Origin of the sequence: Rhizobium sp. 2YAF20, assembly GCF_052114685.1 — a bacterium.
GTDB lineage: Bacteria > Pseudomonadota > Alphaproteobacteria > Rhizobiales > Rhizobiaceae > Rhizobium.
Genome location: NZ_JBFRFF010000008.1, coordinates 57987 through 82097, shown reverse-complemented (window position 1 = coordinate 82097; position 24111 = coordinate 57987). Strand labels below are relative to the sequence as shown.

The following is a 24111-nucleotide window of genomic DNA, read 5'->3' as shown; positions in this document are numbered from 1 at the left end:
CGTGCCGACTTTCGGCTTGAAATCAAGCGACCGGTGGAAGCTATGTCACCGCGGAGTTTGTTTCATCCCTCTAACTGCGTCCTACCCCCCCGGCAATTGACGTCGCAATCTTCTCTGCCGCCGCCGCTCCTGTCTCATAAGCACCGTGCGCCGTCGAAAACCGAGAAGGCGAGCAGGCCTCGCCGGCAAAAAACAGACGGTTGTCGACTGGAGCTGCAAGGATGCTGCGTTGAGGCGATGCTCCCGGCCGGGCGTAGGAGTAGGACCCACCGATATGGGGCGTTGCCGCCCAGGCGGACATGGCGGCGACTTCCAGTTCGCCGGCAATGATATGTCCAAAATGGCTGGCCAATTCCTCGCGCGCGAAAGACAGCGCAGCGGCCTGCCCGGCCTTTTCGAGCTCGTGGGCGAGCGGACCGCCGAAATAAGCTTCGATGACAGGCTTGCCGAACGGTCGGAGCTGGTAACTGCCTGTCGCGCTTCGATGTAGCGAGCCGATCAGGTGCGCATCGACGGGCAGACCGTCCGTCGTGCCGGTGTGCAGAAAGAGCTTGTTGGCAAGCCCCAACGGCAGGCTTGCTGCGGCTTCGAGCTTTTCCGGCAGGGGAGGGTCGAAGCGAATGCCTTCGTTTGCCAGCACATTGGTCGAGACCGAAACGACGACGGCGCGCGCGCGGATTGTTCCGCGGTTCGTTTCGACCGCTATGTGATCCGCGGTGCGATGATCGATCTGGGTGACGATGGTGCCGAGTGCGACAGGTACAGGCTGGGAATAAGCGGTAACAAGCGCTCCGTAGCCTTCGCGAATGCGCCAATCGGGACCCGGTCCGGGATGGTAGTTGTTATAATCCTCGAGTGACGCTTGATCTAGCGGGGAGCCGTTCAAAAAGGTTCCGATAGCCTCAACCCGATCATTCCACGGGTTGTCGGGCTCGAGCAGATCGGACAGGGCAGGGTCTGGCTTTTCCCCGCGGCGTTGCTCGGCGTGCGCGAAGAAGGCACCGATCGCAGCCCTTGCCTCTTGCCCGCCTGGCATCGTTGCCTCGAGATTTTGCCCACCTTCGCTCCAGGGAGCTGGCGTCTTGTCCACCGTAAAGCCGATCTCTTCGGCTATCGCCTTCCAGACGTTGGTCCGGGCACCATGCAGCCAGCCGCAGCCAAGATCGATCGGGCTGCCCTCGACAAGCGGTGGCCTGACGGTCCAGGCCCGGCCGCCAACGCGAGCTCCGGCCTCAAGGACAAGGATGGAAAGATCCGGGCGCAGGGCCTGCAGGCGACGGGCTGCGCCGACGCCGGCAGCACCAGCCCCGACAATGGCCACATCCACGGCATCGCCTTGCCAATCTCGGGAATCGGACATCTAATTCTCCATTGCATCACCCGGCCGAGTTTGCACGTCTGCCCAGGCCACGCCAAGGCCCATCATCGACTGCGACCAAGCGGCCTGCGCGCAAACACACCTTGGCATCCATTGGTTTTTCGGAGATGGATTGTGCGCCGGTGCCTATCACTGTTGGCCGGACGAATTCCAGGGACCAGATCATCCGATGCGACTTGCAAGCCTTGCAATGTATTCCAGCCACCCACCACTCGTCGCAGCAACCAGGATGTTGTGGGCTTATATCCGCAACGAGCTTCAGCTAGCCGGCGTGCATGATGTTCCCGATGGCCTCGACGAGGGTGTGGACTACGATGAGGCATGGCTGCGGCCGAACCTCCTGCTCTCACAGACCTGTGGATTTCCCTATGTGAAGCTATTGCGCGGCAAGGTGCGGCTGGTGGCGACGCCGGCCTATGGTTTGCCTGGTTGCGATGGCCCGCTGACCCAGAGCTTCATCATCGTTCGCGATGATTCCAAATTCCAGTCGTTGCAAGAGGCCAGGGGCACGGTTGCTGCAATCAACGATCCGGGCAGCAATTCCGGCACCAATCTTTTCCGCGCGGCCATCGCATCGCTTGCGCATGGCGAACGCTTCTTTTCCTCGGTCGTCGAGACCGGCAGCCATCTGGCAAGCATCGATGCGGTCGCGGCCGGCGCGGCCGACATAGCCTCGATCGATTGCGTCACTTTCGGCAATACCAACCACTTCGAGCCGTCTCGCCTGCGAAACATTCGCGTGCTTGCAAAGACCGGGAGCGGGCCGGGATTGCCGTTCGTAACCGCTGCCGGCACCAGCGATGCCGAACTCACCGTCCTGCGGCAGACCCTCGCCGCGATCGCCGACGCGCCAGCGCTTGTAGAGATCCGCGACACGCTGTCGCTCCGTCGTTTCGAGCTGTTGTCCGACGCCGACTACCAACGCCTCGCTGATCTCGAGCGACAGGCAATCGCGATTGGTTACCCCACAGTCGCTTGAGCGCTCAGCGAAGCCGCTGGCCCTTATCGTCGAACACCAGCGCCTTTGCGGGATCAAAACGGGCCTCGATGGCCTGGCCGGATTTCAGATCGCGGCCGTTGCGGCTCTGGATGGTCACAAGTTCCCCCTTGCCATATCGCGCAAAAGCGAAGGTCTCGCCGCCCAGATGTTCGAGCATGTCGATTACCATCGGCAAGGATGCCGAGCCCGTCTCGTCGAAATGCTCCGGCCGAATGCCGACCGTTATCTTCGTTCCCGCTGCCGCATTGCCGCCCAGCGCCAGTGGAATGACCGCACCGCCGAAATCGGTAAGTCGCGCGGAAAAAGCCCCGCTGTCACTGCGCTCGATCACGCCATTGAAGAAGTTCATCTTCGGCGATCCGATGAAGCCGGCGACAAAAAGATTTGCCGGGTCGTCATAGAGTTCGAGCGGCGCGCCCGCCTGCTCGACGATGCCGCTCCTTAAGACAACGATCTTGTCGGCGAGCGTCATCGCCTCGACCTGGTCATGTGTGACATAGACCATGGTCGTCGCCAACTTTCTGTGCAGCCGTGCGATCTCGATGCGCATATGCACGCGCAATTCTGCATCGAGGTTGGATAGCGGCTCGTCGAACAGGAACACCTTCGGGTGGCGCACGATGGCGCGGCCAATCGCCACGCGCTGGCGCTGGCCGCCTGATAGCTGCTTGGGCTTTCGGTCGAGCAGCGGTTCCAGTTCGAGTATCCTTGCGGCCTCTGCCACTTGCCTTGCGACTTCTGATTTCGGCACTCCGGCGAAACGCAAGGCGAAGCCCATGTTTTCGCGCACGGTCATGTGCGGATAGAGCGCATAGGATTGGAACACCATGGCGATACCGCGCTTCGACGGATCGACGTCGTTGACGACGACGTCGCCGATGGTGAGCGTCCCTTCCGAGATGTCCTCAAGCCCGGCAATCATCCTGAGCAGTGTAGATTTGCCGCAGCCCGACGGGCCGACGAAGACGACGAACTCGCCTGATTTGACGTCGAGATCGACGCCCTTGATAACCTCCAGGGTGCCGAAGGTCTTGCGGATATTGCGCAGTGTCAGATCGCTCATGGCGTGCCCGCTTTCCCTTTTGACATCAGACCGCAGCCAGCTTCACTGTCGTCGGCGCGAAGCGCGACGACGAGACTTCGACTGTGATTGTGCCGGGCAGACCCGTCGATTCGAGCCAGAACCCGGTCGTCCCTCCCTGGAAGGGGATTGTCTGCGACCCAACCACTCGAGCAGGACCGTCGATCCTGAGCGAGACGACGTCGTTGAGGAAGGGCATGCGCGAACCGACCTGATCGAGCGCCCTGACAATGACGCGCGTACTGTCGCGGTCGTGTGACCGGATGGTTTGGCTGTCGGCCTTGACCTCGAGCGTCGTCGCCAGGGGGTCGGCCACCATGTCGAGTTCGGCCACGGCTTGCCCATCAACGAAGCCGGTGAAATGCGCGTCTTCCCACTGCATGCCCCAGACGCCAAGCTCATCGCGGGTGAAATGGCGATGGTCGATGACCACGGGCGGGTGCGGCAGATGCGGAAAGGTCTCGCGGTCGGGACCGACGCGTTTGACAAGCGAGCCGTAACGCAATTCGACCTCGTCGCAATTGGTAAGGATGATCAGCGGCAGCACGCCGCCGATGTTGCGCTCACCACGGGCCCAGAAGGTGACCGGCTTCATCACCACCTCTTCGGATGGTTCGCATTGGCTGGCGTAGACATAGGCTGCGAACTTCGGCTCGCGGAACATGTCCATGACGCCGTGATAGCAGATGCGGTCGCCCGAGCCGAAATCCTTGTGGGTGTTGTAGTCGAACATGCACCAGCCGATCGCGCCCGAGATGTTCGGATCGCCATAGGCGGCGTTGAGCACTTCGAGATGACGGCGGACGTGCTCTGCCTGTCGTTGCTCCTGGTCGTAGATCTTGGTCGGGTACATATGACCACCAAATTCGGTGATGAGGTAAGGTACGACCTTGGTAAGCCCGGTGCATTCCTGTTGCGAGCGCAGCGCCGTGCGCGGCCGGTTCTGGCCCGGCAGTTCCTCGTTGCCGAGGATGAAGTCGTTCATGGTGAAGACGTCTTCGAGAAATTCGCTATCGAGGATGAAACGGACGCCGCCTGTCTGCCGCGTGGTATCGAGTTCATGCGCCACGCGGTTGGTTTCGAGGTAAAAATCGTGGGAATCCTTGGATTCATTGATCCGCACGCCCCAGATGATGATCGAGGGATGATTCCAGTCCCGCTCGATCATGCGGCGGACGTTCTTCACCGATTCCTGCTTCCACTCCTCGCCGCCGATATGCTGCCAGCCCGGGATTTCCTCGAACACGAGAAGGCCGATGCGGTCGCAATGATCAAGAAACCATCTCGATTGCGGATAGTGCGAGGTGCGGACCAGATTGCACTTCAGTGTGTGCTTCATGATCTCGGCGTCTTTTTCCTGCGCCGAGCGCCCGGCGGCATAGCCGACATAGGGATAGGCCTGGTGGCGATTGAGGCCCCGGATTTTCAGTTTTCGGCCATTGAGGCGAAAGCCGTCGGCGGTGAACTCGGCCGTGCGGAAGCCGAAGTGAGACGTGTACCGATCCGACCCCTGATCGCTTGCGAGTTCGACTGAGATTTCATAAAGCACCGGGCTGTCGATGTCCCAGAGCGAAAGGCCGGTCAGCTTCTCGAACGCCAGGGTAACGCTGCCGCCTGACGTTTGTGAATGAGCGGTTGCCAGCTTTTCTCCATTGGCGTCGCGAAGGGTTGCCGTCACGGTCCCCCTGAAGACGAGATTTTCAGGGTTGGAGAAATCGCAGCGCACGGACGCCGACTTCCGATCGCTGAGGACCTCGGTCGTCTCAATCTTGATATTGGCGATCGAGACGGGATCCGTCACTTTCAGCCAGACATCGCGATAAATGCCGGCATAGGTCAGATAGTCGATGCGGCCTCCGAAGGGCGGTATCTCGGGGTTTTCGCTGCCGTCAATCTTCACGACGACCAGGTTGTCGCCTTCAACAAGGCGGCCTGTCAGCCGTGCCTCGAAGGGGGTGTAACCATCCTTGTGGGCGCTGATCTCTTCACCGTTGAGATAGACGACAGAATCCGCCATGGCGCCATCAAAAACCAGGGAAACTTCGCTGCCGGCAAATTCCGGCAGCCAGCGCAGGACCTTCTGGTAGGTGAATGCGCGCTGGTAGCATTTTTCGTCGAAGTAGTTGAACGGCATCTCCACGGCGTTGTGCGGCAGGCTGACGGCTTGGCCGGCGCTCAGGGCTTGCGCAAGCGCTGGCGTAAAGCCTTCGTGGAAAGTCCAGGATTCGTTGAAAGCAACAACAGAACGCATTTTCATTCCTATTTGACTGAGCCCAGCATGCCCTGGACGAATTGACGTTGCATGAGAAAGAAGACGACGAGGGTGGGCAGCGTGGCGAGCACGGTGCCCACCATGACGACACCGAAATCCGGGTAATAGGCCGAGGCGAGCGACGAGATCACCAGCGTAATGGTCTTGGTCTCGTTCGACTGCAGGACGATCAGCGGCCAGAGATAATTGTTCCAGGCCGCCATGAAGACGATGATGAAGGCGGCAGCGTAGGTGGAGCGCATTACCGGCACATATATGAACAGGAAGATCTGCCATTCCTTCAGGCCATCGACCTTTGCCGCGTCGCGAAGCTCCGACGGAAAGGCCTTCGTGCTCTGGCGGAAATAGAAGATGATGAAGGCGGAGCCGACGGTCGGCAGCAGCACTGCGAGATGGGTGTTGATCAGGCCCGCATGCCCCATCAACACAAAGAGCGGGATCATCAGCGCGGCAAACGGGATCATCAAGGTCAGGAGAATGGCGCTGTAGACCCGCTCGCGAAAGCGGGAGCGGAATATCTCGAAGCCGTAGCCGGCAAAGGACGAGACGGTCAGCGTCAGGATCGTGCTGAGGATGGCGATCTTTGCCGAGTTCCAGAAGATCAGCGGCGCATTAACCTGGCCAAAGAAGCCGTGGATGTTCGTCACCAGCGCCGAACCGAACGACAGCCGTCCCTTGATGATGTCGCCTGAGCTGTTGGTCGTCCCGATCACCATCCAGACGAAGGGAAAGACCGATAGAAACGACATGACGCCAAGGAAACCATAGGTCAGCGTTCCGCCAAGGAAATTCCGGATGCGATCGCCGCTCATTGGTCTTTCTCCCGCGCCAGGAAGAACTGGAGGAAGGCAAGCATCGCCACGATCACCACGATGACGTAGGAAACGGTGGCGGCGTAGCCAAGGTTCGGAATGAACTTGAAGGTCAGGTTGTAGATGTAGAGCGACAGCGTCAGCGTCGAATCCGATGGGCCGCCGAGCGTGATGTTCATCACTTCGTCAAACAGTTGCAACGTGCCGATTGTCGAGATGACCGACGTGAAGAGGATCACCGGTTTCAGGAGCGGAATGGTGATGTAGAAGAACCGGCCCCAGGCGTTGATCCCATCGATCCGGGCGGCCTCGTAGATCGACTTGTCGATATTCTGCATGGCCGAGAGGTAGAAAATCATGTTGTAGCCGGTCCAGCGCCAGGTGATGGCGATGATGATCAGCACCTTGGCCCAGAAACTGTCAGTCATCCACGGGATCGGCGAGGCGATGATGCCGACGGCTTCGAGCGTGCTGTTGATGATGCCGTCGTCGGCAAACATTCCCTTGAAGAGCGCCGAATAGGCAACCAGCGATGTAACGCAGGGCAGGAAAATGGCGGTGCGGAACATATCCCGGCCGATCAGCTTCGGACTGTTGAGGACAGCCGCCAGCGCGAGGGCCAGCAGGATCATGATCGGCACCTGCACGACGAAGAAGATGATCGTGTTGCTGAGCGCCTTCAGGAAGACGGGATCGTGAACGAGCCGGACGATGTTGCCGAAACCGACAAACTTGATCATCATGCCGCGGCCGGACTGGAAGGAAATCCAGAGCGACCAGAGGATCGGATAGATCATGAAGATGGCGATCATCGCCAGCGCCGGTCCGACGAAGAGCCAGCCATTGATGTCGTAGTAGCGGCGGACGCCGCCGGGACGGGCAAGGGCCATCGATATTCCTCAAAGCGGTAGACAACGCGGCTGGAAAAGGCGGCCCGAAGGCCGCCCCAGCCATTTTGCAGATGCTGCGACCCTTACTGGATCTGCGTCTTGACCTGTTGCTCGATCGCCTTCAGCGCATCGTCAATAGGCTCGCCCTTGGCAATTGCCGGAACCTGCGCCGTTACCGCCGCATCCACCTCGTTGGTGAAGATGCCGTAGTTCACCGGCGGCACCTTCGCCAGCCAGTCGGCAAAGTTCTGCCAGACCTTTTCTCCGCCGAAGAACGGGTCGGCAACCGAATAGGCAGCGCCACCGCGGGCTGCCATCAGCGAACCGACGGCACCGCGATCCGTCAGGATCTTCTGGTAGAAATCGATGTCCTTGGCATATTCCTGGTTCAGGAAGTCGACGGCGTCATCCTTCTCAGCAGAATTGGCAAGCACGTACCAGCTCGATCCACCAAGGTTGGAGGCATGCGTCGCTCCAGCGATCGACAGCGCCGGGATGGGGGCCACGCCCCACTTGCCGGACTGATCGGCCTGCGCCTTGACCGTGCCGGTAATCCAGACGCCGGTCACGACAGCTGCGACGTCACCCGACGTGAATGTGCTGACCCAGTTGGCCCAGCCGGCGGCAGGCTTATAGACGCCCGAGGACATCAGCTTGCCGAAGGTCTCGAGCGACGCCTTGAGCGCCGGGTTGTTGGTGATGTTGGGATTGCCGTCCTTGTCGAAATACCAGCCGCTGGCCGACTGCATCATGATGCGCACGAGGCCGGCATCGTTCGGATCGATGCCCATCATCTTCTTGCCGGTCTTGGCTTCGACCTGCTTGCCGATCTCGATGAAGCGGTCCCAGGTGATGTTCTGCATGTCTTCCGGCTTGAAGCCGGCCGCCTGGAGATAGTCCTTGCGGTAATACATGCCGGTGACGCCAGAATCGAACGGCATGCCGTAGACCTTGCCGTCGAGCGTCATCAGTTGCACCTTGTAAGGCGCAAAGCCGGAATAATCGACCTTGTCGGACATCGCCGCAAAGGCGCCGGGGAATGACTGAAGGTATTTCTGTGCGCCGTAATCCTCGATTAGCACGATGTCGGGCAGGCCCGCTCCGGCGCCGGAAGACAGACCCGTCTGCAACTTCTGCTCGACGTCGGCCTTGGCGAAGTCGACAACGTTGAACGTCACATCAGGATGCGCCTTCGTGTAACGCGATCCAGCTTCCTTCATTATGGCGACGTTGAAATTCGGGTCCCAGCACCAGATGGTGATCTGTTTTGCCTCGGCGGCGCTTACCGCAAAAAAGCTGACGCCGGCCATGGCCAGACCGGCAATGCGCGGCAGCTGCGCGCGCAGAAAATTGTCCATTGTTTCCCTCCCAAAAGGCTTGCTTGCGAGACAGACCTCCCCGTCCCTGCGCAGAGTATTCCCTAAATTAGCATGGGACGCAATATTTTCAGTAAATTTTTACCCAGAAATTTACGTCATTGAATTCAAAAGATATTATCGAATTATCGGGTGCTATCGCGCCAGATTATTTCAGTTGCCAGCACGCATTTCTTGGCGACGTCCCGCCCGGAGAACCTCTCCAGCAAGAGGTCGACGGCCGTTTCGCCGATCAGTTCGGCTGGAATGTGGACGGTCGACAGGGGAGGATTGAGAAGCTGGGCCACCGGGATGTCGTTGAAACTGGCGATCGCCACATCTTCCGGTATCTTCAGGCCAAGTTCCAGCATGGCGCGGTAGGCGCCGATTGCCATATTGTCGTTGCAGGTCACGATGATTTCCGGCGGGTTGTCCTTCTGCATCATGGCGCGGGCAAGGTTGTAGCCGCTGTCGGGCGTCAACCTTTCGGTCATGCAGAGCTCGGGATCGAAGAGATCCGCCTCCTTCATCCAGCTTATAAAGGTTCGGCAGCGGCGTTCGATGAAATGGTGCGGAATCTGGTTGATGTCCTCGATCCAGCCAATGAAGCCGATGCGTCGATAGCCCCGGTCGCGGATCGCCGCGAGAAGCTTGCGCATCGCCAGAATGATATCGCTTTCGACGCTGTCGTCAATATCTGAGGCGGGTGAAAAGTCGGCAAATACAAGCGTGCGGCTGTGCTCCCGAAGCCAATCAACTTCCTGGTCGGTGTGTCGTCCGATGGCAATGACGCCTGAGGCGTCGTGCAGCAAGGTGGCCTTTGGCATGACGTCGGTGTGATAGAGTTTCATGACCTCGACCTGCAGCGCGCGGCAACGGTTCTCGATGCCAAGCCGCACGCCGATGTAGTATGGGTCGGTCAGCTCTTGTGGGGGCCTCAGGAAATGCACGAGCGCGATCTTGCCGGCGCCGGGCACCAAAGCCTGCAGTGCTCCATTGATGCCGTTGGCCCGGTTGCGGTTGCGCGGCGTTGCGTAGTTCAGCGCCTCGGCCGTCTCGATGACGGCCTGGCGCTTCCTCGAAGAGATCGACAGGGTCGCGTCATAGTTGAGAACGCGGGATACGGTGGCAGACGAAACGCCGACCGCACTTGCTATTTCCTTGATCGTTACCATCGCACGTCTTGCCTTGTCGCCGCCGCAGTATGGCCCTTCACGGCGAGGTTAGATCTGCCGCAATACACATCGCCATTGCTTGGATGAATCGAAGCGGGGTCGATTAGTAAATTTTTACTACGCTCCGCTGTGATTGCAAGCCGTCGATTGGATTGCCTGTCGAGGATACCTCAACGGATGCGGATGGCGTAACAGAGCGCTCTTCCAGATAGCCGCAGCACGCCTTTGCCTCCTGTGCCGAGGATCAGGCAATCGCGCTCGCCGAGCCTCCCACTACTTTTGTCGAGTTCAAGGTCCACGCCGCCGCTCTCGCAAAGGAGCAGCATCGTTTCGCCTGTCAGGCCAAGCGCGATCGTGCCGTCGACAGCGAGGCGCTCGACACGGTGAGAAAGGACGCCGCGCCGTGTCATGACGTTGAGATCGGTAATCGCGCCGTTGACGAGTGTTGCTGACGTTGCGGCATCTGCCGGAAAGGGCAGTGGTTCGCTTTCACGCGTCAAACATACGGGCGTGCGGTCTTCGATGAACAGGGTCATGCCTTCGCCGTCAAGAATTGAAAGGGTCCGGTCGATGCCTGGAAAGACGGAGAAAGGCCCATCGGAGGCAACGGTTGCCATGCTGACCCGCCAATCGAAATCGGCAAGGGCGGCGCCCTCGGGGAAAACGGCAATCTCCACCGTCTCGCCACCGCCGTTCTTCCAGGGCATGCGACGGCAGTCTTTGTTTCTCAAAATTTTCAATGGGGACGAAGGCGACATCCTGATCTCTTTCACTTTCGGCCGTTCTGACCTATCTTATGTTCACTATGGCAACTGAACCCGATGGCATGATCATACCAGCGGAGTTTCCCGAGCTGAAACTGCTCGCTTGGAACCGGGATCCCACACGTCCGATTACCGCCGCCGAAGTCTTTGCACTATACGAGCGCAATTGGCGCTTCGTCGATCGCAACCACCTGACCGAACCGGAGACAGCCCTGATCCGCGATCTGACTGAGCGTTTCGGCCATGGCGAGTTGCTCGTCTCGTGACTGTTTCGTTCAGGAGAGCCGAGCATCAAATTATCGCCAAGGCGCTGCGACTGATGGATCGCGATTTCCTGCTTGCCAATGGTTGCTGGTTTGGCGGCGAAACGGCAATCGTCATGACCCTCGGCGGGTATCGCCGGTCGCTCGACGTCGATTTTCTTTGCAGCGAGACGGAGGGATATCGCATCTTGCGTAGCCTCGCTGTCGAGGAAGGGGTGCGCGGATTTTTTGCCGCACCCGTTGAGGCTCTCCGCGAGGTTCGCGTCGATCAATACGGCGTGAGGACATTCATCACGCTTGACGATCAGACTATCCGTTTCGAGATCGCGCGGGAGAGCCGTATCACGCTTGAGGGCGTACTGGACCCGGCGCTTGGGGTGCCAATTCTGGTGCCCCGGGACATGATGGCGGAGAAATTGCTCGCCAATGCGGATCGATGTCAGGATCGCGCCGTCGCCTATCGCGACGCTATCGATCTCGGAATGCTGATCAGCCACCATGGTGAAATTCCCCGCGAGACTGTAGCGAAGGTTGAAGCTGCCTATGGTGCCGATATCGCGCACAAGGCAGCATGGGTGGTCAACAAGCTTCATGACGGCGCCGAACGGCAGCATGTGATCGATGCGCTGCAGATGCAGCAGGAGGACGCGGTTCGCGCGATCTCGGCATTGCGGCGGGATGTGATCCGTCTCTGGCCAGACGCGTTGGCAGCCGGTCCCGCGTCCCCCTGACGGGGACGCAGGCCTTAAAGGCTTGATCAGTTGCCCAAAATCCCGGGCAGACGAAGCCCCTTTTCCCTGGCGCAGTCGAGCGCGATGTCATAGCCCGCATCGGCGTGGCGCATGACGCCGGTTGCCGGATCGTTCCAGAGGACGCGGGCAATGCGGCGGGCGGCATCGTCCGTGCCGTCTGCGCAGATGACCATGCCGGAGTGTTGCGAAAAGCCCATGCCAACGCCGCCACCGTGATGCAGGGAAACCCAGGTAGCGCCCGAGGCCGTGTTGAGCAGCGCGTTCAATAGCGGCCAGTCCGATACGGCATCGGAGCCATCCTTCATGGCTTCCGTTTCGCGGTTTGGCGAGGCAACCGAGCCTGAATCCAGATGATCGCGGCCGATGACGATCGGCGCGCTCAACTCGCCGTTCTTGACCATTTCGTTGAAGGCGAGCCCAAGCCGGTCGCGATCGCCCAGGCCGACCCAGCAGATGCGAGCCGGTAGGCCCTGGAACGCGATCCTATCGCGCGCCATGTCCAGCCAGTTGTGCAGATGCGTGTTGCCGGGGGTGAGTTCCTTCACCTTGGCGTCGGTCTTGTAGATATCCTCAGGATCGCCAGACAGCGCAGCCCAGCGGAAAGGCCCGATGCCGCGGCAGAACAGCGGACGGATATAGGCCGGCACGAAGCCTGGGAAGGCGAATGCGTTTTCGAGGCCCTCGTCCTTGGCGACCTGACGGATGTTGTTGCCGTAATCGAGCGTCGGCACGCCGGCGTTCCAGAATGCCAGCATCGCCTCGACATGTTCGCGCATCGAGGCGCGGGCTGCCTTTTCGACGGATTTTGGATCGCTCTCGCGCTTGGCCTTCCACTCGGCTATGGTCCAGCCCTTCGGCAGGTAGCCATTGATCGGATCATGCGCGGATGTCTGGTCGGTGACGATGTCGGGGCGAATGCCGCGGCGAACCATCTCGGGCAGGATTTCAGCGGCATTGCCGAGCAGGCCGACCGATTTGGCCTCGCCGGCCTTGGTCCAGCGGTCGATCATCTCCAGCGCCTCGTCGAGCGTTTCGGCCTTCGCGTCGACATAGCGGGTGCGCAAGCGGAAATCGATCGAATCGGGATTGCATTCGACTGCCAGGCAGCAGGCACCAGCCATGACGGCCGCAAGCGGTTGGGCGCCACCCATGCCGCCGAGGCCGCCGGTCAGGATCCACTTGCCCTTGAGGCTGCCGCCATAATGCTGGCGACCTGCCTCGACGAAGGTCTCATAGGTGCCCTGTACGATGCCCTGCGTGCCGATATAGATCCACGAGCCGGCCGTCATCTGGCCGTACATGGCAAGGCCCTTCTTATCGAGCTCGTTGAAATGGTCCCAGGTGGCCCAATGGGGCACGAGATTGGAATTGGCGATCAAGACGCGTGGCGCGTCCTTGTGGGTGCGGAACACGCCGACCGGCTTGCCGGATTGCACCAGCAGCGTTTCTTCCTCCGTCAGCGTCTTCAGCGTCGCGACGATGCTGTCGAAATCCTCCCAGGTGCGCGTGGCGCGTCCAATGCCGCCATAGACGACCAGTTCGTTCGGGTTTTCTGCCACATCTGGATCGAGATTGTTCATCAGCATGCGCAATGGCGCTTCGGTCATCCAGCTTTTGGCATTGAGCTCGTTGCCCCGCGGCGCGCGAATTTCCCGGATGTTGTGGCGTGAGTTAGTCATGGCGGAATCCCCCGTGGTTGGGCTTTGTAGCTTCATTAACGATTGAGGCCGAGCGCGATCGCTTCGATCCTCGACAGAATGGATGCGAGGTGAACGCGCAATCTCTCGGCCTTGCCGTCGTCATAGGCAAACGGTGGTGCTTCGCTGGCAAGATGCGTCGATTGTGCGAGTTCCATCTGAATGGCATGGACACCGGTCGAAGGCCGGCCATAGTGGCGCGTCGTCCAACCGCCCTTGAAACGTCCGTTCAGAATGCTGCTGTAGCCCGTTGCCGACGAGGCCGCCGCAAAGGTTGCCGCCTCGATTGCCGGATCGCAGGTCTTGCCGTTGTCGGTGCCGATGTTGAAATCCGGCAGGTGACCATCGAACAGGAAGGGAATGTGCGAGCGGATCGAATGGCAGTCGTAGAGCACGACAATGCCATGGATCGACTTGACGCGCACGATTTCGGCGGCAAGAGCTGCATGATAGGGTGCGTGGAAATCGGCGATGCGGGCGGCGGTGTCGGCCTCGCCAGGCCCCTGGCCTTCGGTCCAGATTGGCTGGTTGTCGAAATCCGTCTCCGGCACCAGCCCTGTCGTGTTCTGTCCGGGGTAAAGGCTCGTGCCCGCGGGATCGCGGTTGGCGTCGATGACGTAGCGATGGAAGGTCGCGCGTACCGTCGTCACCTCGGGCAGGAGACCATCGTAAAGCCGGTGGATGTGCCAATCGGTGTCGGCAAGCTGCCGGCCATTGGCATTCAGACGCTCCCAGATCGCCGGCGGCACGTCGGTGCCGGTGTGGGGAAAGCCGAGAATGACGGGAGACGATCCCTGGTGGACTTCGAACACGGACATCTCAGGCCTCCAGCGCCGGCAGGATATTGCCGGATATTGCGGCATTCAGCGCGCCGGATGCAACCAGATCGCTTGCAGCCTTTAGGTCGTTTGCCATGTAGCGGTCCTCGTCGAGCGTCGCGACTGCGCCGCGGATCGTTGCGATGGCTCGTGTCAATTCCGGGCTGGTGGAGAGCGGCGCGCGAAACTCGACGCCCTGTGCTGCCGTCAGCGCCTCGATGCCGACGATCCCGAACAGATTGTCGGTCATCTGCAGCAGGCGGCGGGCCCCGTGGCAGGCCATCGACACATGGTCTTCCTGGTTGGCGGAGGTCGGCGTCGAATCCACCGAGGCCGGATGCGACATCTGCTTGTTTTCGGACATCAGGGCAGCCGAGGTAACCTCGGCGATCATCAGGCCGGAATTCAATCCTGGTTTTTTAGCAAGGAAAGCCGGCAGCCCGTAAGACAGGGCCGGATCGACCAGCAGGGCGATACGACGTTGTGAAATGGCGCCGATTTCGCAGACGGCGATAGCAATCTGGTCAGCGGCGAAGGCGACGGGCTCGGCGTGAAAATTGCCGCCGGAGACGACCGAATTGTCCGAAAGCACAAGCGGGTTGTCGGTGACAGCGTTGGCCTCGATTTCGAGCGTGCGCGCAACGGAACGTAGCAAGTCGAGGCAGGCGCCGTCGACCTGCGGTTGGCATCGGATGCAATAGGGGTCCTGCACACGCTCATCGCCTTCGATATGGCTTTCGCGGATGGCGGAGCCGGCCAGCAGGCCGCGAAGTGCTGCGGCGGTATCGATCTGGCCCTTGTGGCCGCGCAGCGTATGAATGTCAGGGTGGAACGGCGCGGACGAGCCCATGGCGGCATCGGTCGACATGGCACCGGTAATCAGCGCTGCCTGCGCTGCACGATGGGCGCGGAACAGGCCGGCAAGCGCAAGCGCCGTCGAGACTTGCGTGCCGTTGATCAGCGCCAGGCCTTCCTTGGCGGCCAGCACCACTGGTGTCAGCCCGGCCTTGTCCAAGGCCGTCTTGCCGGGAAGTCGTTCGCCGGCAAAAAAGGCCTCGCCTTCGCCCATCATGACCGCCGCCAGATGGGCAAGCGGCGCCAGATCGCCGGAAGCGCCGACGGAACCTTTTTCCGGAATGACGGGGATGACGCCGTTTTCGAGCATGGCTTCGATGAGCCTCATCAGCGCAAGTCGCACCCCGGAGGCGCCGCGGCCAAGCGAGACCAGCTTCAGCGACATGATCAGCCGCACGATGTTGTCTGCCAGCGGCTCACCGAGGCCGCAGCAATGGGAGAGGATGAGATTGCGCTGCAGGGTGCCGACGTCTGCACTGTCGATCCGGATCGAAGCGAGCTTACCGAACCCGGTATTGATACCGTAGACCGGCATGTTGCCGGCGGCAATCTCGGCGATCCGAGCGGCTGCCTTGACGATGCCCGCGTCGAAGGCGCCATCGAGGACCGCCGGCTCGCCGGTCCAGTAGATGGCTTCGAGCTGTTTCAGTGAAACGGAGCCGGGGTGGAGCGTGATGGTCATCGGTCTGGACTTTCAAAAGTATGGGCGCTTTTGAAGATGCTGGCGCCTTCGAAAATATGGATGCCCCTGAAGAGGCGGGCGTGGAGCGGGTTGAAGCCGATACGATAGACCAGTTCAGCCGGGCTCTCGATGTCCCAGATTGCCAGATCGGCGGACTTGCCGACCTCGATCGTTCCGGTCTTGCCGAGAAGACCGAGGGCGCGGGCACCCTCGCGGGTAGCGCCGGCAATGCATTCTTCGACCGTCAACCTGAACAGCGTCGCCGACATGTTCATGGTCAGCAGCAGTGACGTTAATGGCGATGTGCCCGGATTGCAGTCGGTGGCGATGGCAATGCGCACACCGGCATCGCGCAGCATCTGAACCGGCGGCTTCTGTTTTTCGTTGATTGCGTAGAAAGCGCCCGGCAACAACACGGCAACCGTTCCTGCCGCTGCCATAGCTCGCGCGCCTTCCTCGTCAAGATATTCGAGATGATCGGCGGAGAGCGCACCATAGGATGCGGCAAGCTTGGCGCCACCGAGATTTGACAATTGCTCGGCATGCAGCTTGACCGGGATACCGAGCTGCCTTGCCTTGTCGAAGACACGGCTGATTTCGACGGTCGAAAACGCAATGCCCTCGCAGAAACCGTCGACGGCGTCGACAAGGCCCTCGGCATGGGCGCGCTCCAGCCCCGGCAGCACGACGTCGGTGATATAGTCGCCGTTTCGGCCCTTATATTCCACAGGCGTCGCATGAGCCCCGAGATAGGAGGTAACCACGCGCACCGGACGGACGTTTTCGAGCGCGCGGGCAGCGCGCAGCATCTTCAGTTCGGCCTCGACGTTTAATCCATAGCCGGACTTCACCTCGATCGTGGTGACGCCTTCTGAAAGCAGCGCATCGAGGCGGGGCAGGGCGGCAGCAACCAGGCCGTTCTGCGAAAGCGCGTTGGTGGCGTTGACGGAGGAGACGATGCCGCCGCCGGCACGGGCAATTTCTTCATAGGTCGCGCCCTCGAGACGCATTTCGAACTCGCGGGCGCGATTGCCGCCATAGACGATGTGGGTGTGGCTATCGACGAGGCCGGGGGTGATCCAGCGGCCTTCGAGGTCATTGATTTCGGCCTTCTCGATCGCCGAGGCGGGAAGTTCGCTCTCCGGTCCTGCAAAGACGATGCGATCGCCCTCGGTGACAACCGCTCCCTTGTCGACAATGCCAAGACCTGGCCGGCCCTCGGCAAGGGTCGCCAGACGTGCGTTGCGCCAGAGGCAGATTTTGCCCTTGGATTCTTCGCTGCTTTCGGAAAAATTGTTCCCAGTCATCAGCTTTGCGCCTTTCCTTATGGCTAAACATGTATATACATAATGGTTAGGGTGACAAGTGGAATTTTGTGTTTCTGCACCAAAAAGGAAAGGCCCGGCCATGACGAAACTTCACGCCCGCTCGGCATTGCTTAAGGATGGCTGGCATCGCGATGTGGCATTGACGCTGTTAAAGGGCCGGATCGCGTCGATCGAAATCGGCGCTGCGGCCGGGGCTGATGATGAGCGCCACGCCGTTATCGTGCCTGCGATGCCGAACCTGCACAGCCACGCCTTCCAGCGCGCCATGGCAGGGCTTGCCGAAGTCCGCGGGCCGGGCTCCGATAGTTTCTGGAGCTGGCGCACTGTGATGTACAAGTTCGCGCTTTCAATGACGCCCGAGCACGTGGAAGCAGTCGCAGCGCAGCTTTACGTCGAAATGCTGGAGGCGGGTTTCTCCCGCGTCGGCGAGTTCCATTACATCCATCACGACACGGACGGCCGCCACTATGGCAACATCGCCGAATTGGCAGGGCGCATCGGCGCTGCCAGTGCCGAGACCGGTATCGGCCTGACATTGCTCCCGGTGCTTTACGCCCATTCAGGCTTCGGCGGCACGGCGCCGATCGAGGGTCAGCGCCGCTTCATCAATTCCCGGGAAAGCTTTGAGGCGCTGATGGCGGGCTGCCGAGCGGTGACCGACCGCCTGGATGGCGCCGTGCTTGGTCTGGCGCCGCACAGCCTCAGGGCCGTGACGCCGGAGGAGCTCGCCTTCGCGGTCGAACTTGCAGGCGACGGCCCTATCCACATCCATGTCGCCGAACAGGTGAAAGAGGTCGAGGATTGCCTCGCCTGGTCCGGCGCCCGGCCGGTCGAATGGCTGCTCGACAACGCCTCCGTCGATGGCCGCTGGTGTCTGATCCACGCCACCCACATGACCGATGACGAAACACGAAGGATGGCGCTCAGCAATGCCGTTGCGGGCCTCTGCCCGATCACCGAAGGCAATCTCGGCGACGGCACGTTCCCGGCGCCGCTTTTTCTCGGACAAGGCGGGCGCTACGGCATAGGTTCGGATTCAAACATCCTGATCTCGCTGCCCGATGAGTTGCGACAGCTTGAATATTCGCAGCGTCTGGCTCTGCGTGCGCGCAATGTCGTTGCGACGCCGGGTGGCTCGACGGCGCGTGCGCTGTTTGATCATGCCGTGGTCGGCGGTGGACAGGCGCTGAAGGCGCCTGCGGGCCTTTCCGTCGGGAACCATGCCGATATCGTGTCGCTGGATATCGACGCCTGCCCCTATCTGGCGGGAGACCAGTTGCTTGATAGCTGGATTTTTGCCGCCGGAGTGAAGGTGGACTGCGTCTGGGCCCTCGGTCGCAAGCAGGTAACGAGCGGACGTCACATCAAGCGCGAAGCGGTCTCGGCGCGGTTCCGTGCGGCGCTGCAGGAACTCCTCGCGATCTGAGCGTCGTCAAGCTGAGCGTCGTCAAGGGGTTGTACACGCTTTCAACGCTAAGGTGCCGCCGTTCAGACCAGGAAGTAACGGGATAAGATGACCGCAGTCAAGGAAGCGACCCTGCACCAGCGCATCCTCAGCGATATCGAAGGCAGCATCGTCTCGGGCGATTGGCCGCCGGGCCATCGCATTCCCTTCGAGGTCGATCTGGCCGAGCATTATGATTGCTCGCGGATGACCGTGAACAAGGTCCTGACCCAGCTTGCCAAGGCAGGTCTGATTGAGCGGCGCAAACGCTCCGGCAGCTTCGTCACCCAGCCGCAGGCCCAGTCAGCCGTGCTGGAGATACACGATATCAAGGCGGAGGTCCTGTCGCTCAACCTGACCTATTCCTATGGCCTGATCCGGTGCAGCAAGCGCAAGCGCCGGGCCGACGATCTTCGCAGGCTGGAAGTGCCGACCGCAGCCTCCGTGCTGGAAATCGTCTGTATTCATCACGCCGGTCGAAAACCCTTCTGCCTGGAGCAGCGCCTCATCAGCCTTGCCGCGGTTCCGGAGGCGGCTGAGGTGGATTTCAGCCGTGTCGCGCCTGGGCAATGGCTGATCAATCAGGTTCCGTGGAGCACGGCCGAGCACATGATCCGAGCAATGCCGGCAAGCGCCGACGATGCTGAGGCGCTGGAGATCGCCAGCGGCACGGCATGCCTGGTGATCGAACGCCGCACCTGGAGCGGTGCGGGGCCTATCACGCATGTCAGGCTGATATACCCCGGCGATCGCCACGCGCTGGTGGCACGATTTGCGCCGGAGCAATCCCGCCCGTCCAATTGATCGGGTCTAGGCAAGGGCTTTCATCGCGGCTGCTCTTTTGGTGAAGGTATATCGTCCAATCGACGAATTATTCTGCAGGCGGTTGTTGGGCCGTCGCTTCCAGCTTGCCGCCGGGGGCTGTCTGGGCATCTCCTGCCCGCAGCATCGTAAGGCTGAGCACGGATCCCACCATGAGAATGACGACGACAATCATAACGCGCATGCGACTCAATCCTTGTTAACCAGGACGTGAAACGCGCGATCTTGGCAGGGGTTCCGTAGTCGGCACCGCAAAGGGCCGAAAGTCCCCTACTGTTGCGGACGGGCACCCGTCTGCGAGGGCACCAACCCCTGCGGTTCGTGAAGCGGGTGGGTCGGATTGATGAGAAGAATGCTGAGAATGATCAGCACCAATGCAAGGATGAGGGTGAGGCCGATCAGAAGGGGGCGAATTGCCATCTGTGATTGTCTCCGTTCATCGGTGTGGCTGAAGTTTGTCATCTACCACATGACGGGGGGCATTTTGAGGCGTCGTCACCGGAATGTTCGTAAATTTCGCAACGAACATCCTAGGTTCCATATGGAACATCGAAGGTCCGTTATTCCTCGAATGTCTTGCCGCTTTGTGCCTGCAAACGGTAGCGATGGCCGGGATAAACGAGGCGGGCGGCCGAGACGACCTGTTTGGCCGACCAGGTGCGGCGGCGGATCATCAGGCATGGCTCGGTATTGAGGATGGTCAGAAGCTTACATTCCCAGGCGCGCGGCATCGTTGCCTCGACGACATGTTCCGCACCGCTGAGAGGCGCTGCCATAGTCAGATAGGCATTGGGCGTCATGTCGCCGAAATTCTGCTCGAGATAGTCTGGCGCTGCTCCAGGATTGACGAAACGGTCCTCGATCTGCACCGGCACGCCGTTCTCGCTATGAACGATCAGCGAGTGAAAGACGGCCGCGCCGATCGGAAGTTCCAACGCATCCGCGATCTCTGGAGAGGCTGATTCCTGGGCAAGCACGATCACCGACGCCTCGTGGACGTGGCCGCGCTCGGCGATTTCCTCGGCGATGTTGCGCACCTCGAAAAGCGCCGAATAGCCCTTGCGCTCGGCAACGAAGGAGCCGACGCCCTGAATGCGAACGAGTTCGCCTTCATTGGCAAGTTCCCGCAATGCCCGGTTCGCTGTCATCTTGCTGACGCCAAGCTCGACGACAAGTTCATTCTCGGAAGGCACGCGGAATTTCGGAGGCCAAGCGCCGCTCTGGATGCGGTCGAGAATAACCTGCTTCACGCCGACATAGAGCGGCGACGTGTCGTTTTCCTTCAACTCGCGCTTCATTTCGCTCGGTGGCTTCATTGCCTATTCCTTGTGCAACGACAAAATCGGCTTATAAATCTACTTCACACTTGCATAACATAAAAAATCTCATATGGTACCCTATACAACCTCCCGAACGGTTTGGCCAGCTTTGGCTATTCATCGAGGGCAAGCCGGCAAAGACCGGCATTTGCATTAACAAGGCTATTTTCGACCTCAAGAGGAGATCATCGATGAAGATAAACACACTGCTTATTTCTGGCGCGATGGCGCTTTGCGTTCTTGCCGGTCCGGCGGCCCAGGCCAAGGACTGGAAGACCGTGACCATCACGCTCGAGGGCGCCTATGCGCCCTGGAACCTCACCAATGCGGACGGCACGCTTGGCGGCTTCGAGCCGGAGCTTGCAAAAACTCTCTGCGACCAGATGAAGATTGAGTGCAAGCTCGTTGCTTCCGACTGGGACGGCATGATCCCGGCGCTCAACGCCGGCAAGTTCGACATCATCATGGATGCCCTATCGATCACAGACGAGCGCAAGCAGGTCATCGACTTCACCATTCCCTATGCAGCAACCCCTGCAGCCTTCGCGGTTGCCAAGGATAGCCCGCTCGCCAAGGCTCCCGGCACAGGCGCGACGATCAAGATGACCCCCGGCCAGACCGGCGTGAAGGAGATCGATGCTCTGAAGGCCGCCTTTAAGGGCAAGACCATCGGCATCCAGGCGGCCACCGTCTATGCCAAGTTCGTCTATGACAACTTCGGCGACATCGCCACGATCCGCGAATACAAGACCGGAGCCGATCGCGATCTCGACCTACAGAACGGCCGTATAGACCTCGGCTTCGACGACGCAGTCTACTTCGCAACCGCTTTTGAGGCCGCCAACGGTGCGCTCACCTTCAGCGGTCCGCAGATTGCCGGCCCGATCTGGGGTGTCGGCGAGGGCCTCGGCGTTCGCAAGGCAGACACTGACCTGCGCGACATGTTCAGCAAGGCGATCAAGTCCGCGCTCGACGACGGCACGGTCAAGACGCTGTCGATGAAATGGTTCAAGACGGACGTCAGCCCGCAATAAGCAGCATGCTCTGCGCTCCCGGCTTTGCGCTGGGAGCGTCGAACATTCCAGCTTTTATGCAGGTACGCTCATGTTATGCTCCGAGCTCCCGAAAGGGCGCTTGGCACGCGACGGGAATCCGACAATGGCAACATTGGAACTGCTAGGCTTCGGCTCGACCGGATGGGGGGCATTGCTCCTTGCCGCGACGGCGATGACACTTGCCGTTACGGCGACCGCATTGGCGATCGGCGCCGTGCTGGGCACGATCGTTGCCGGCGCAAAGCTTTCGGGCAATGTGTTGGCGGTGGCGCTCGGTAACGTCTACACCACGGTCTTTCGCGGCGTGCCGGAGCTGTTGATCATCTATCTCATCTATTTTGGCGGATCGAGCGCGATCACGTCGATCGGCAAGGCGCTCGGCTATGAGGGCTTCCTCGGCCTGCCGTCTTTTGCCGCCGGTGCCTTGGCTGTTGGCATCATCTCAGGCGCTTACCAGGCGGAAGTCTTTCGCGGCGCCTATCTTGCCATCGCCAAGGGCGAGCTTGAGGCAGCCTCGGCTATCGGCATGAGCGCCGATCTGCGTTTTCGCCGGATCATCATGCCACAGGTGCTTCGCTTCGCCATTCCAGGTCTTGGCAATGTCTGGCAGCTGAGCCTCAAGGATTCGGCGCTGATCTCGGTCACCGGCCTTGCCGAGCTGATGCGCGCCAGTCAGGTCGCAGCGGGCTCGACGCGGCAATATTTTCTGTTCTTCATCGTCGGCGGCTGTCTCTATTTGATCCTGACAAGCCTGTCGGACCAGGTCTTCAATCGCGCAGAACGACGCGCCAACCGCAGCATGCCGTCCGCGGCCATGGGCAAGGCCTGAGGATTAATCATGGATTTCGCCTTTCTCTCGCAGACCATGGTGACGCTTTTGGCCGCGCTGCCGATGACGCTGGCGCTGTTCTTCCTGTCGATCTTTGTGGGCGGATTGGGCGCCCTTGTGATCGTCTGGATGCGGGTCGGCGGCAATCCGATCCTGGCCGCCCTCGCCAAGGCCTATATCTTTGTCTTCCGCGGCTCGCCGCTGCTCATCCAGATGTTTCTGGTCTTTTATGGCCTCGGCCAGTTCGGCTTCATCCGCTACGGTTTCCTCTGGCCTTTGCTGCGCGAGCCCTTTGTCTGCGCGGTGCTGTCGCTGGCGCTCTGCACCGCCGGCTACTCTGCCGAGATTTTCCGCGGCGGTATCCGAGCCGTGTCGCCAAAGGAGATCGAGGCCGCGCGCTCGATCGGCATGTCCGGTTTCCTGCTCGTGCGCCGCGTCATCGCCCCGGTCGCGTTTCGCCATGCGCTGCCTGCCTATTCGACTGAGATCGTCCTGATGATGAAGTCGACGGCGCTTGCAAGCCTCGTCACCGTCTGGGAAGTGACCGGCGTCGCCCAACGTCTGATCTCGCATACCTACCGCACGATGGAAGTCTTCCTTTGCGCGGCGATCATCTACCTCGCCCTCAATTTCATCATCCTGCAGGCTCTCGGCCTGCTGGAATATCGCCTGTCCCGCCATCGTCGCGCCGTTCCCCAGGCGCTGAGGGCATGACGTCAAGAGCCTTACCAAGATTGGAACGACCATGCCCGGCGTAACCCGACTTTCGGTTCGCAATATCCGCAAGAGCTTCGGCACCCACGAGGTGCTGCGCGGCATTTCACTAGAGGCGCAGGACGGCGACGTCATTTCGCTGCTCGGTTCGTCCGGCTCAGGGAAATCCACCTTCCTGCGCTGCATCAACCTGCTCGAGATTGCCAATGACGGCGAGATCTGGGTCGATGGCGAACTGATCCGCATGGTCCACAAGGGTGGAAAGACCCGGCCCGCGAGCCACAAACAGGTGGATCATATTCGCTCCGAACTCGGCATGGTGTTTCAGTCGTTCAATCTCTGGTCTCATATGACCATCTTGCAGAACGTCGTCGAGGGGCCGCTGCATGTCCTGAAGCGGCCGCGGGCCGAATGCATCGCGGAGGCGGAAGCACTGCTCGAAAAGGTCGGCATCGCCGACAAGCGCCATGCCTACCCGGCGCATCTTTCCGGCGGCCAGCAGCAACGCGCCGCGATTGCCCGTGCGCTCGCCATGAAGCCGAAGGTCATGCTTTTCGACGAGCCGACATCGGCGCTTGATCCCGAGTTGGTGGGAGAAGTGCTGCGCGTCATGCGGGCCTTGGCGGAGGAGGGCATGACCATGCTGGTTGTCACCCACGAGATGAGCTTTGCCCGGAATGTGTCCAACCGTGTCGTGTTCATGCGCGAGGGATTGGTCGACAGCACAGGTACGCCGGACGAGATGTTCGGCGGCGGTGGGTCGCCGGCGTTTCGCCAGTTCATAGGACATTTCGGAAGCTGATATC

General features: G+C 60.5%; 24 protein-coding genes. 9 read left to right on the top strand and 15 right to left on the bottom strand.

The window, feature by feature from the left end; translation table 11 throughout:
- Positions 1 to 70: 70 nt before the first annotated feature.
- On the bottom strand, positions 71 to 1360 hold the full coding sequence (locus AB4Z52_RS13155) for a flavin monoamine oxidase family protein (RefSeq protein WP_442218362.1): 1290 nt from the start codon (positions 1358 to 1360) through the stop codon (positions 71 to 73).
- Between the two features lie 187 nt (positions 1361 to 1547).
- Here AB4Z52_RS13155 and AB4Z52_RS13150 point away from each other — a divergent pair, with 187 nt between their 5' ends.
- Complete coding sequence (locus AB4Z52_RS13150; protein WP_442218361.1) at positions 1548 to 2357, top strand: phosphate/phosphite/phosphonate ABC transporter substrate-binding protein; 810 nt, start codon at positions 1548 to 1550, stop codon at positions 2355 to 2357.
- A gap of 4 nt (positions 2358 to 2361) precedes the next feature.
- Here the strand turns inward: AB4Z52_RS13150 and AB4Z52_RS13145 are convergent, their stop codons facing one another.
- The 7 genes from AB4Z52_RS13145 to AB4Z52_RS13115 form a co-directional block, all read right to left on the bottom strand.
- Positions 2362 to 3441 carry an ABC transporter ATP-binding protein gene (locus AB4Z52_RS13145; RefSeq protein ID WP_442218360.1) on the bottom strand — a complete coding sequence of 360 codons (1080 nt, stop codon included), beginning with the start codon at positions 3439 to 3441 and terminating at the stop codon, positions 2362 to 2364.
- A 25-nt stretch (positions 3442 to 3466) separates the two neighbouring features.
- Complete coding sequence (locus AB4Z52_RS13140) at positions 3467 to 5710, bottom strand: glycoside hydrolase family 2 TIM barrel-domain containing protein (RefSeq protein ID WP_442218359.1); 2244 nt, start codon at positions 5708 to 5710, stop codon at positions 3467 to 3469.
- A gap of 8 nt (positions 5711 to 5718) precedes the next feature.
- Positions 5719 to 6543, bottom strand: coding sequence for a carbohydrate ABC transporter permease (locus tag AB4Z52_RS13135; RefSeq protein ID WP_442218358.1), 825 nt, complete (start codon positions 6541 to 6543; stop codon positions 5719 to 5721).
- On the bottom strand, positions 6540 to 7433 hold the full coding sequence (locus AB4Z52_RS13130) for a carbohydrate ABC transporter permease (protein WP_442218357.1): 894 nt from the start codon (positions 7431 to 7433) through the stop codon (positions 6540 to 6542). Before AB4Z52_RS13130 ends, AB4Z52_RS13135 begins: the two co-directional genes overlap by 4 nt.
- Before the next feature lie 83 nt (positions 7434 to 7516).
- The gene (locus AB4Z52_RS13125; protein ID WP_442218356.1) at positions 7517 to 8791 is read right to left on the bottom strand and encodes an ABC transporter substrate-binding protein; all 1275 of its coding nucleotides are present in this window, start codon (positions 8789 to 8791) and stop codon (positions 7517 to 7519) included.
- 143 nt (positions 8792 to 8934) lie between these two features.
- Entirely contained in the window at positions 8935 to 9963 is a 1029-nt protein-coding gene (locus AB4Z52_RS13120; RefSeq protein WP_442218355.1) for a LacI family DNA-binding transcriptional regulator, read from the bottom strand.
- A 170-nt stretch (positions 9964 to 10133) separates the two neighbouring features.
- Complete coding sequence (locus AB4Z52_RS13115) at positions 10134 to 10703, bottom strand: HutD/Ves family protein (RefSeq protein WP_442218445.1); 570 nt, start codon at positions 10701 to 10703, stop codon at positions 10134 to 10136.
- 86 nt (positions 10704 to 10789) lie between these two features.
- Here AB4Z52_RS13115 and AB4Z52_RS13110 point away from each other — a divergent pair, with 86 nt between their 5' ends.
- Positions 10790 to 10993 carry a hypothetical protein gene (locus AB4Z52_RS13110; RefSeq protein WP_442218354.1) on the top strand — a complete coding sequence of 68 codons (204 nt, stop codon included), beginning with the start codon at positions 10790 to 10792 and terminating at the stop codon, positions 10991 to 10993.
- A gap of 53 nt (positions 10994 to 11046) precedes the next feature.
- Positions 11047 to 11721, top strand: coding sequence for a nucleotidyl transferase AbiEii/AbiGii toxin family protein (locus tag AB4Z52_RS13105; protein ID WP_442218353.1), 675 nt, complete (start codon positions 11047 to 11049; stop codon positions 11719 to 11721).
- 26 nt (positions 11722 to 11747) lie between these two features.
- Here AB4Z52_RS13105 and hutU read toward each other — a convergent pair whose 3' ends face one another.
- Genes hutU through hutI form a run of 4 tightly spaced genes read right to left on the bottom strand, consistent with a single transcriptional unit; the run spans position 11748 to position 17101 of the window.
- A complete protein-coding gene (gene hutU / locus AB4Z52_RS13100) occupies positions 11748 to 13421 on the bottom strand; it encodes a urocanate hydratase (RefSeq protein ID WP_442218352.1) in 1674 nt (557 codons plus the stop codon).
- 35 nt (positions 13422 to 13456) lie between these two features.
- The gene (gene hutG, locus AB4Z52_RS13095; RefSeq protein WP_442218351.1) at positions 13457 to 14257 is read right to left on the bottom strand and encodes an N-formylglutamate deformylase; all 801 of its coding nucleotides are present in this window, start codon (positions 14255 to 14257) and stop codon (positions 13457 to 13459) included.
- Position 14258: 1 nt separating this feature from the next.
- Positions 14259 to 15794 (bottom strand): histidine ammonia-lyase, encoded by a 1536-nt coding sequence (gene hutH / locus AB4Z52_RS13090; RefSeq protein WP_442218350.1) that lies wholly within the window; start codon positions 15792 to 15794, stop codon positions 14259 to 14261.
- Entirely contained in the window at positions 15791 to 17101 is a 1311-nt protein-coding gene (gene hutI / locus AB4Z52_RS13085; protein WP_442218349.1) for an imidazolonepropionase, read from the bottom strand. Before hutI ends, hutH begins: the two co-directional genes overlap by 4 nt.
- A 100-nt stretch (positions 17102 to 17201) precedes the next feature.
- On the opposite strand from hutI, the gene AB4Z52_RS13080 reads away from it, so the two are divergent.
- Both AB4Z52_RS13080 and hutC (AB4Z52_RS13075) read left to right on the top strand, forming a co-directional pair.
- On the top strand, positions 17202 to 18548 hold the full coding sequence (locus AB4Z52_RS13080; RefSeq protein WP_442218348.1) for a formimidoylglutamate deiminase: 1347 nt from the start codon (positions 17202 to 17204) through the stop codon (positions 18546 to 18548).
- 87 nt (positions 18549 to 18635) lie between these two features.
- Positions 18636 to 19370 carry a histidine utilization repressor gene (gene hutC / locus AB4Z52_RS13075; RefSeq protein ID WP_442218347.1) on the top strand — a complete coding sequence of 245 codons (735 nt, stop codon included), beginning with the start codon at positions 18636 to 18638 and terminating at the stop codon, positions 19368 to 19370.
- Between the two features lie 67 nt (positions 19371 to 19437).
- On the opposite strand, the gene AB4Z52_RS13070 is transcribed toward hutC (AB4Z52_RS13075), so the two are convergent.
- The 3 genes from AB4Z52_RS13070 to hutC (AB4Z52_RS13060) form a co-directional block, all read right to left on the bottom strand.
- Positions 19438 to 19572 carry a hypothetical protein gene (locus tag AB4Z52_RS13070; RefSeq protein ID WP_442218346.1) on the bottom strand — a complete coding sequence of 45 codons (135 nt, stop codon included), beginning with the start codon at positions 19570 to 19572 and terminating at the stop codon, positions 19438 to 19440.
- Positions 19573 to 19658: 86 nt separating this feature from the next.
- Positions 19659 to 19808, bottom strand: a complete 150-nt coding sequence (locus AB4Z52_RS13065) for a hypothetical protein (RefSeq protein WP_442218345.1) — start codon at positions 19806 to 19808, stop codon at positions 19659 to 19661.
- A 140-nt stretch (positions 19809 to 19948) separates the two neighbouring features.
- Positions 19949 to 20704, bottom strand: coding sequence for a histidine utilization repressor (gene hutC, locus AB4Z52_RS13060; protein ID WP_442218344.1), 756 nt, complete (start codon positions 20702 to 20704; stop codon positions 19949 to 19951).
- A gap of 194 nt (positions 20705 to 20898) precedes the next feature.
- On the opposite strand from hutC (AB4Z52_RS13060), the gene AB4Z52_RS13055 reads away from it, so the two are divergent.
- From AB4Z52_RS13055 to AB4Z52_RS13040, 4 genes are all read left to right on the top strand, one after another.
- Entirely contained in the window at positions 20899 to 21741 is an 843-nt protein-coding gene (locus AB4Z52_RS13055) for a transporter substrate-binding domain-containing protein (RefSeq protein ID WP_442218343.1), read from the top strand.
- A gap of 124 nt (positions 21742 to 21865) precedes the next feature.
- The gene (locus AB4Z52_RS13050) at positions 21866 to 22591 is read left to right on the top strand and encodes an ABC transporter permease (protein WP_442218342.1); all 726 of its coding nucleotides are present in this window, start codon (positions 21866 to 21868) and stop codon (positions 22589 to 22591) included.
- A 9-nt stretch (positions 22592 to 22600) separates the two neighbouring features.
- On the top strand, positions 22601 to 23305 hold the full coding sequence (locus tag AB4Z52_RS13045) for an ABC transporter permease (RefSeq protein WP_442218341.1): 705 nt from the start codon (positions 22601 to 22603) through the stop codon (positions 23303 to 23305).
- A gap of 31 nt (positions 23306 to 23336) precedes the next feature.
- Positions 23337 to 24107, top strand: a complete 771-nt coding sequence (locus tag AB4Z52_RS13040; protein WP_442218340.1) for an ABC transporter ATP-binding protein — start codon at positions 23337 to 23339, stop codon at positions 24105 to 24107.
- The last annotated feature ends 4 nt before the right edge of the window (positions 24108 to 24111 follow it).

Bases quoted from the DNA above. Each gene is read 5' to 3' on its own strand.
- AB4Z52_RS13125 (WP_442218356.1), bottom strand. From the start codon at position 8,791: ATGGACAATTTTCTGCGCGCGCAGCTGCCGCGCATTGCCGGTCTGGCC.
- AB4Z52_RS13070 (WP_442218346.1), bottom strand. From the start codon at position 19,572: ATGCGCGTTATGATTGTCGTCGTCATTCTCATGGTGGGATCCGTGCTC.
- AB4Z52_RS13110 (WP_442218354.1), top strand. From the start codon at position 10,790: ATGATCATACCAGCGGAGTTTCCCGAGCTGAAACTGCTCGCTTGGAAC.
- hutH (WP_442218350.1), bottom strand. From the start codon at position 15,794: ATGACCATCACGCTCCACCCCGGCTCCGTTTCACTGAAACAGCTCGAA.
- AB4Z52_RS13040 (WP_442218340.1), top strand. From the start codon at position 23,337: ATGCCCGGCGTAACCCGACTTTCGGTTCGCAATATCCGCAAGAGCTTC.
- hutC (WP_442218347.1), top strand. From the start codon at position 18,636: ATGACCGCAGTCAAGGAAGCGACCCTGCACCAGCGCATCCTCAGCGAT.
- hutU (WP_442218352.1), bottom strand. From the start codon at position 13,421: ATGACTAACTCACGCCACAACATCCGGGAAATTCGCGCGCCGCGGGGC.
- AB4Z52_RS13050 (WP_442218342.1), top strand. From the start codon at position 21,866: ATGGCAACATTGGAACTGCTAGGCTTCGGCTCGACCGGATGGGGGGCA.
- AB4Z52_RS13135 (WP_442218358.1), bottom strand. From the start codon at position 6,543: ATGAGCGGCGATCGCATCCGGAATTTCCTTGGCGGAACGCTGACCTAT.
- AB4Z52_RS13150 (WP_442218361.1), top strand. From the start codon at position 1,548: ATGCGACTTGCAAGCCTTGCAATGTATTCCAGCCACCCACCACTCGTC.
- AB4Z52_RS13080 (WP_442218348.1), top strand. From the start codon at position 17,202: ATGACGAAACTTCACGCCCGCTCGGCATTGCTTAAGGATGGCTGGCAT.
- AB4Z52_RS13055 (WP_442218343.1), top strand. From the start codon at position 20,899: ATGAAGATAAACACACTGCTTATTTCTGGCGCGATGGCGCTTTGCGTT.
- hutG (WP_442218351.1), bottom strand. From the start codon at position 14,257: ATGTCCGTGTTCGAAGTCCACCAGGGATCGTCTCCCGTCATTCTCGGC.
- hutC (WP_442218344.1), bottom strand. From the start codon at position 20,704: ATGAAGCCACCGAGCGAAATGAAGCGCGAGTTGAAGGAAAACGACACG.
- AB4Z52_RS13065 (WP_442218345.1), bottom strand. From the start codon at position 19,808: ATGGCAATTCGCCCCCTTCTGATCGGCCTCACCCTCATCCTTGCATTG.
- hutI (WP_442218349.1), bottom strand. From the start codon at position 17,101: ATGACTGGGAACAATTTTTCCGAAAGCAGCGAAGAATCCAAGGGCAAA.
- AB4Z52_RS13130 (WP_442218357.1), bottom strand. From the start codon at position 7,433: ATGGCCCTTGCCCGTCCCGGCGGCGTCCGCCGCTACTACGACATCAAT.
- AB4Z52_RS13105 (WP_442218353.1), top strand. From the start codon at position 11,047: ATGGATCGCGATTTCCTGCTTGCCAATGGTTGCTGGTTTGGCGGCGAA.
- AB4Z52_RS13120 (WP_442218355.1), bottom strand. From the start codon at position 9,963: ATGGTAACGATCAAGGAAATAGCAAGTGCGGTCGGCGTTTCGTCTGCC.
- AB4Z52_RS13145 (WP_442218360.1), bottom strand. From the start codon at position 3,441: ATGAGCGATCTGACACTGCGCAATATCCGCAAGACCTTCGGCACCCTG.
- AB4Z52_RS13155 (WP_442218362.1), bottom strand. From the start codon at position 1,360: ATGTCCGATTCCCGAGATTGGCAAGGCGATGCCGTGGATGTGGCCATT.
- AB4Z52_RS13045 (WP_442218341.1), top strand. From the start codon at position 22,601: ATGGATTTCGCCTTTCTCTCGCAGACCATGGTGACGCTTTTGGCCGCG.
- AB4Z52_RS13140 (WP_442218359.1), bottom strand. From the start codon at position 5,710: ATGCGTTCTGTTGTTGCTTTCAACGAATCCTGGACTTTCCACGAAGGC.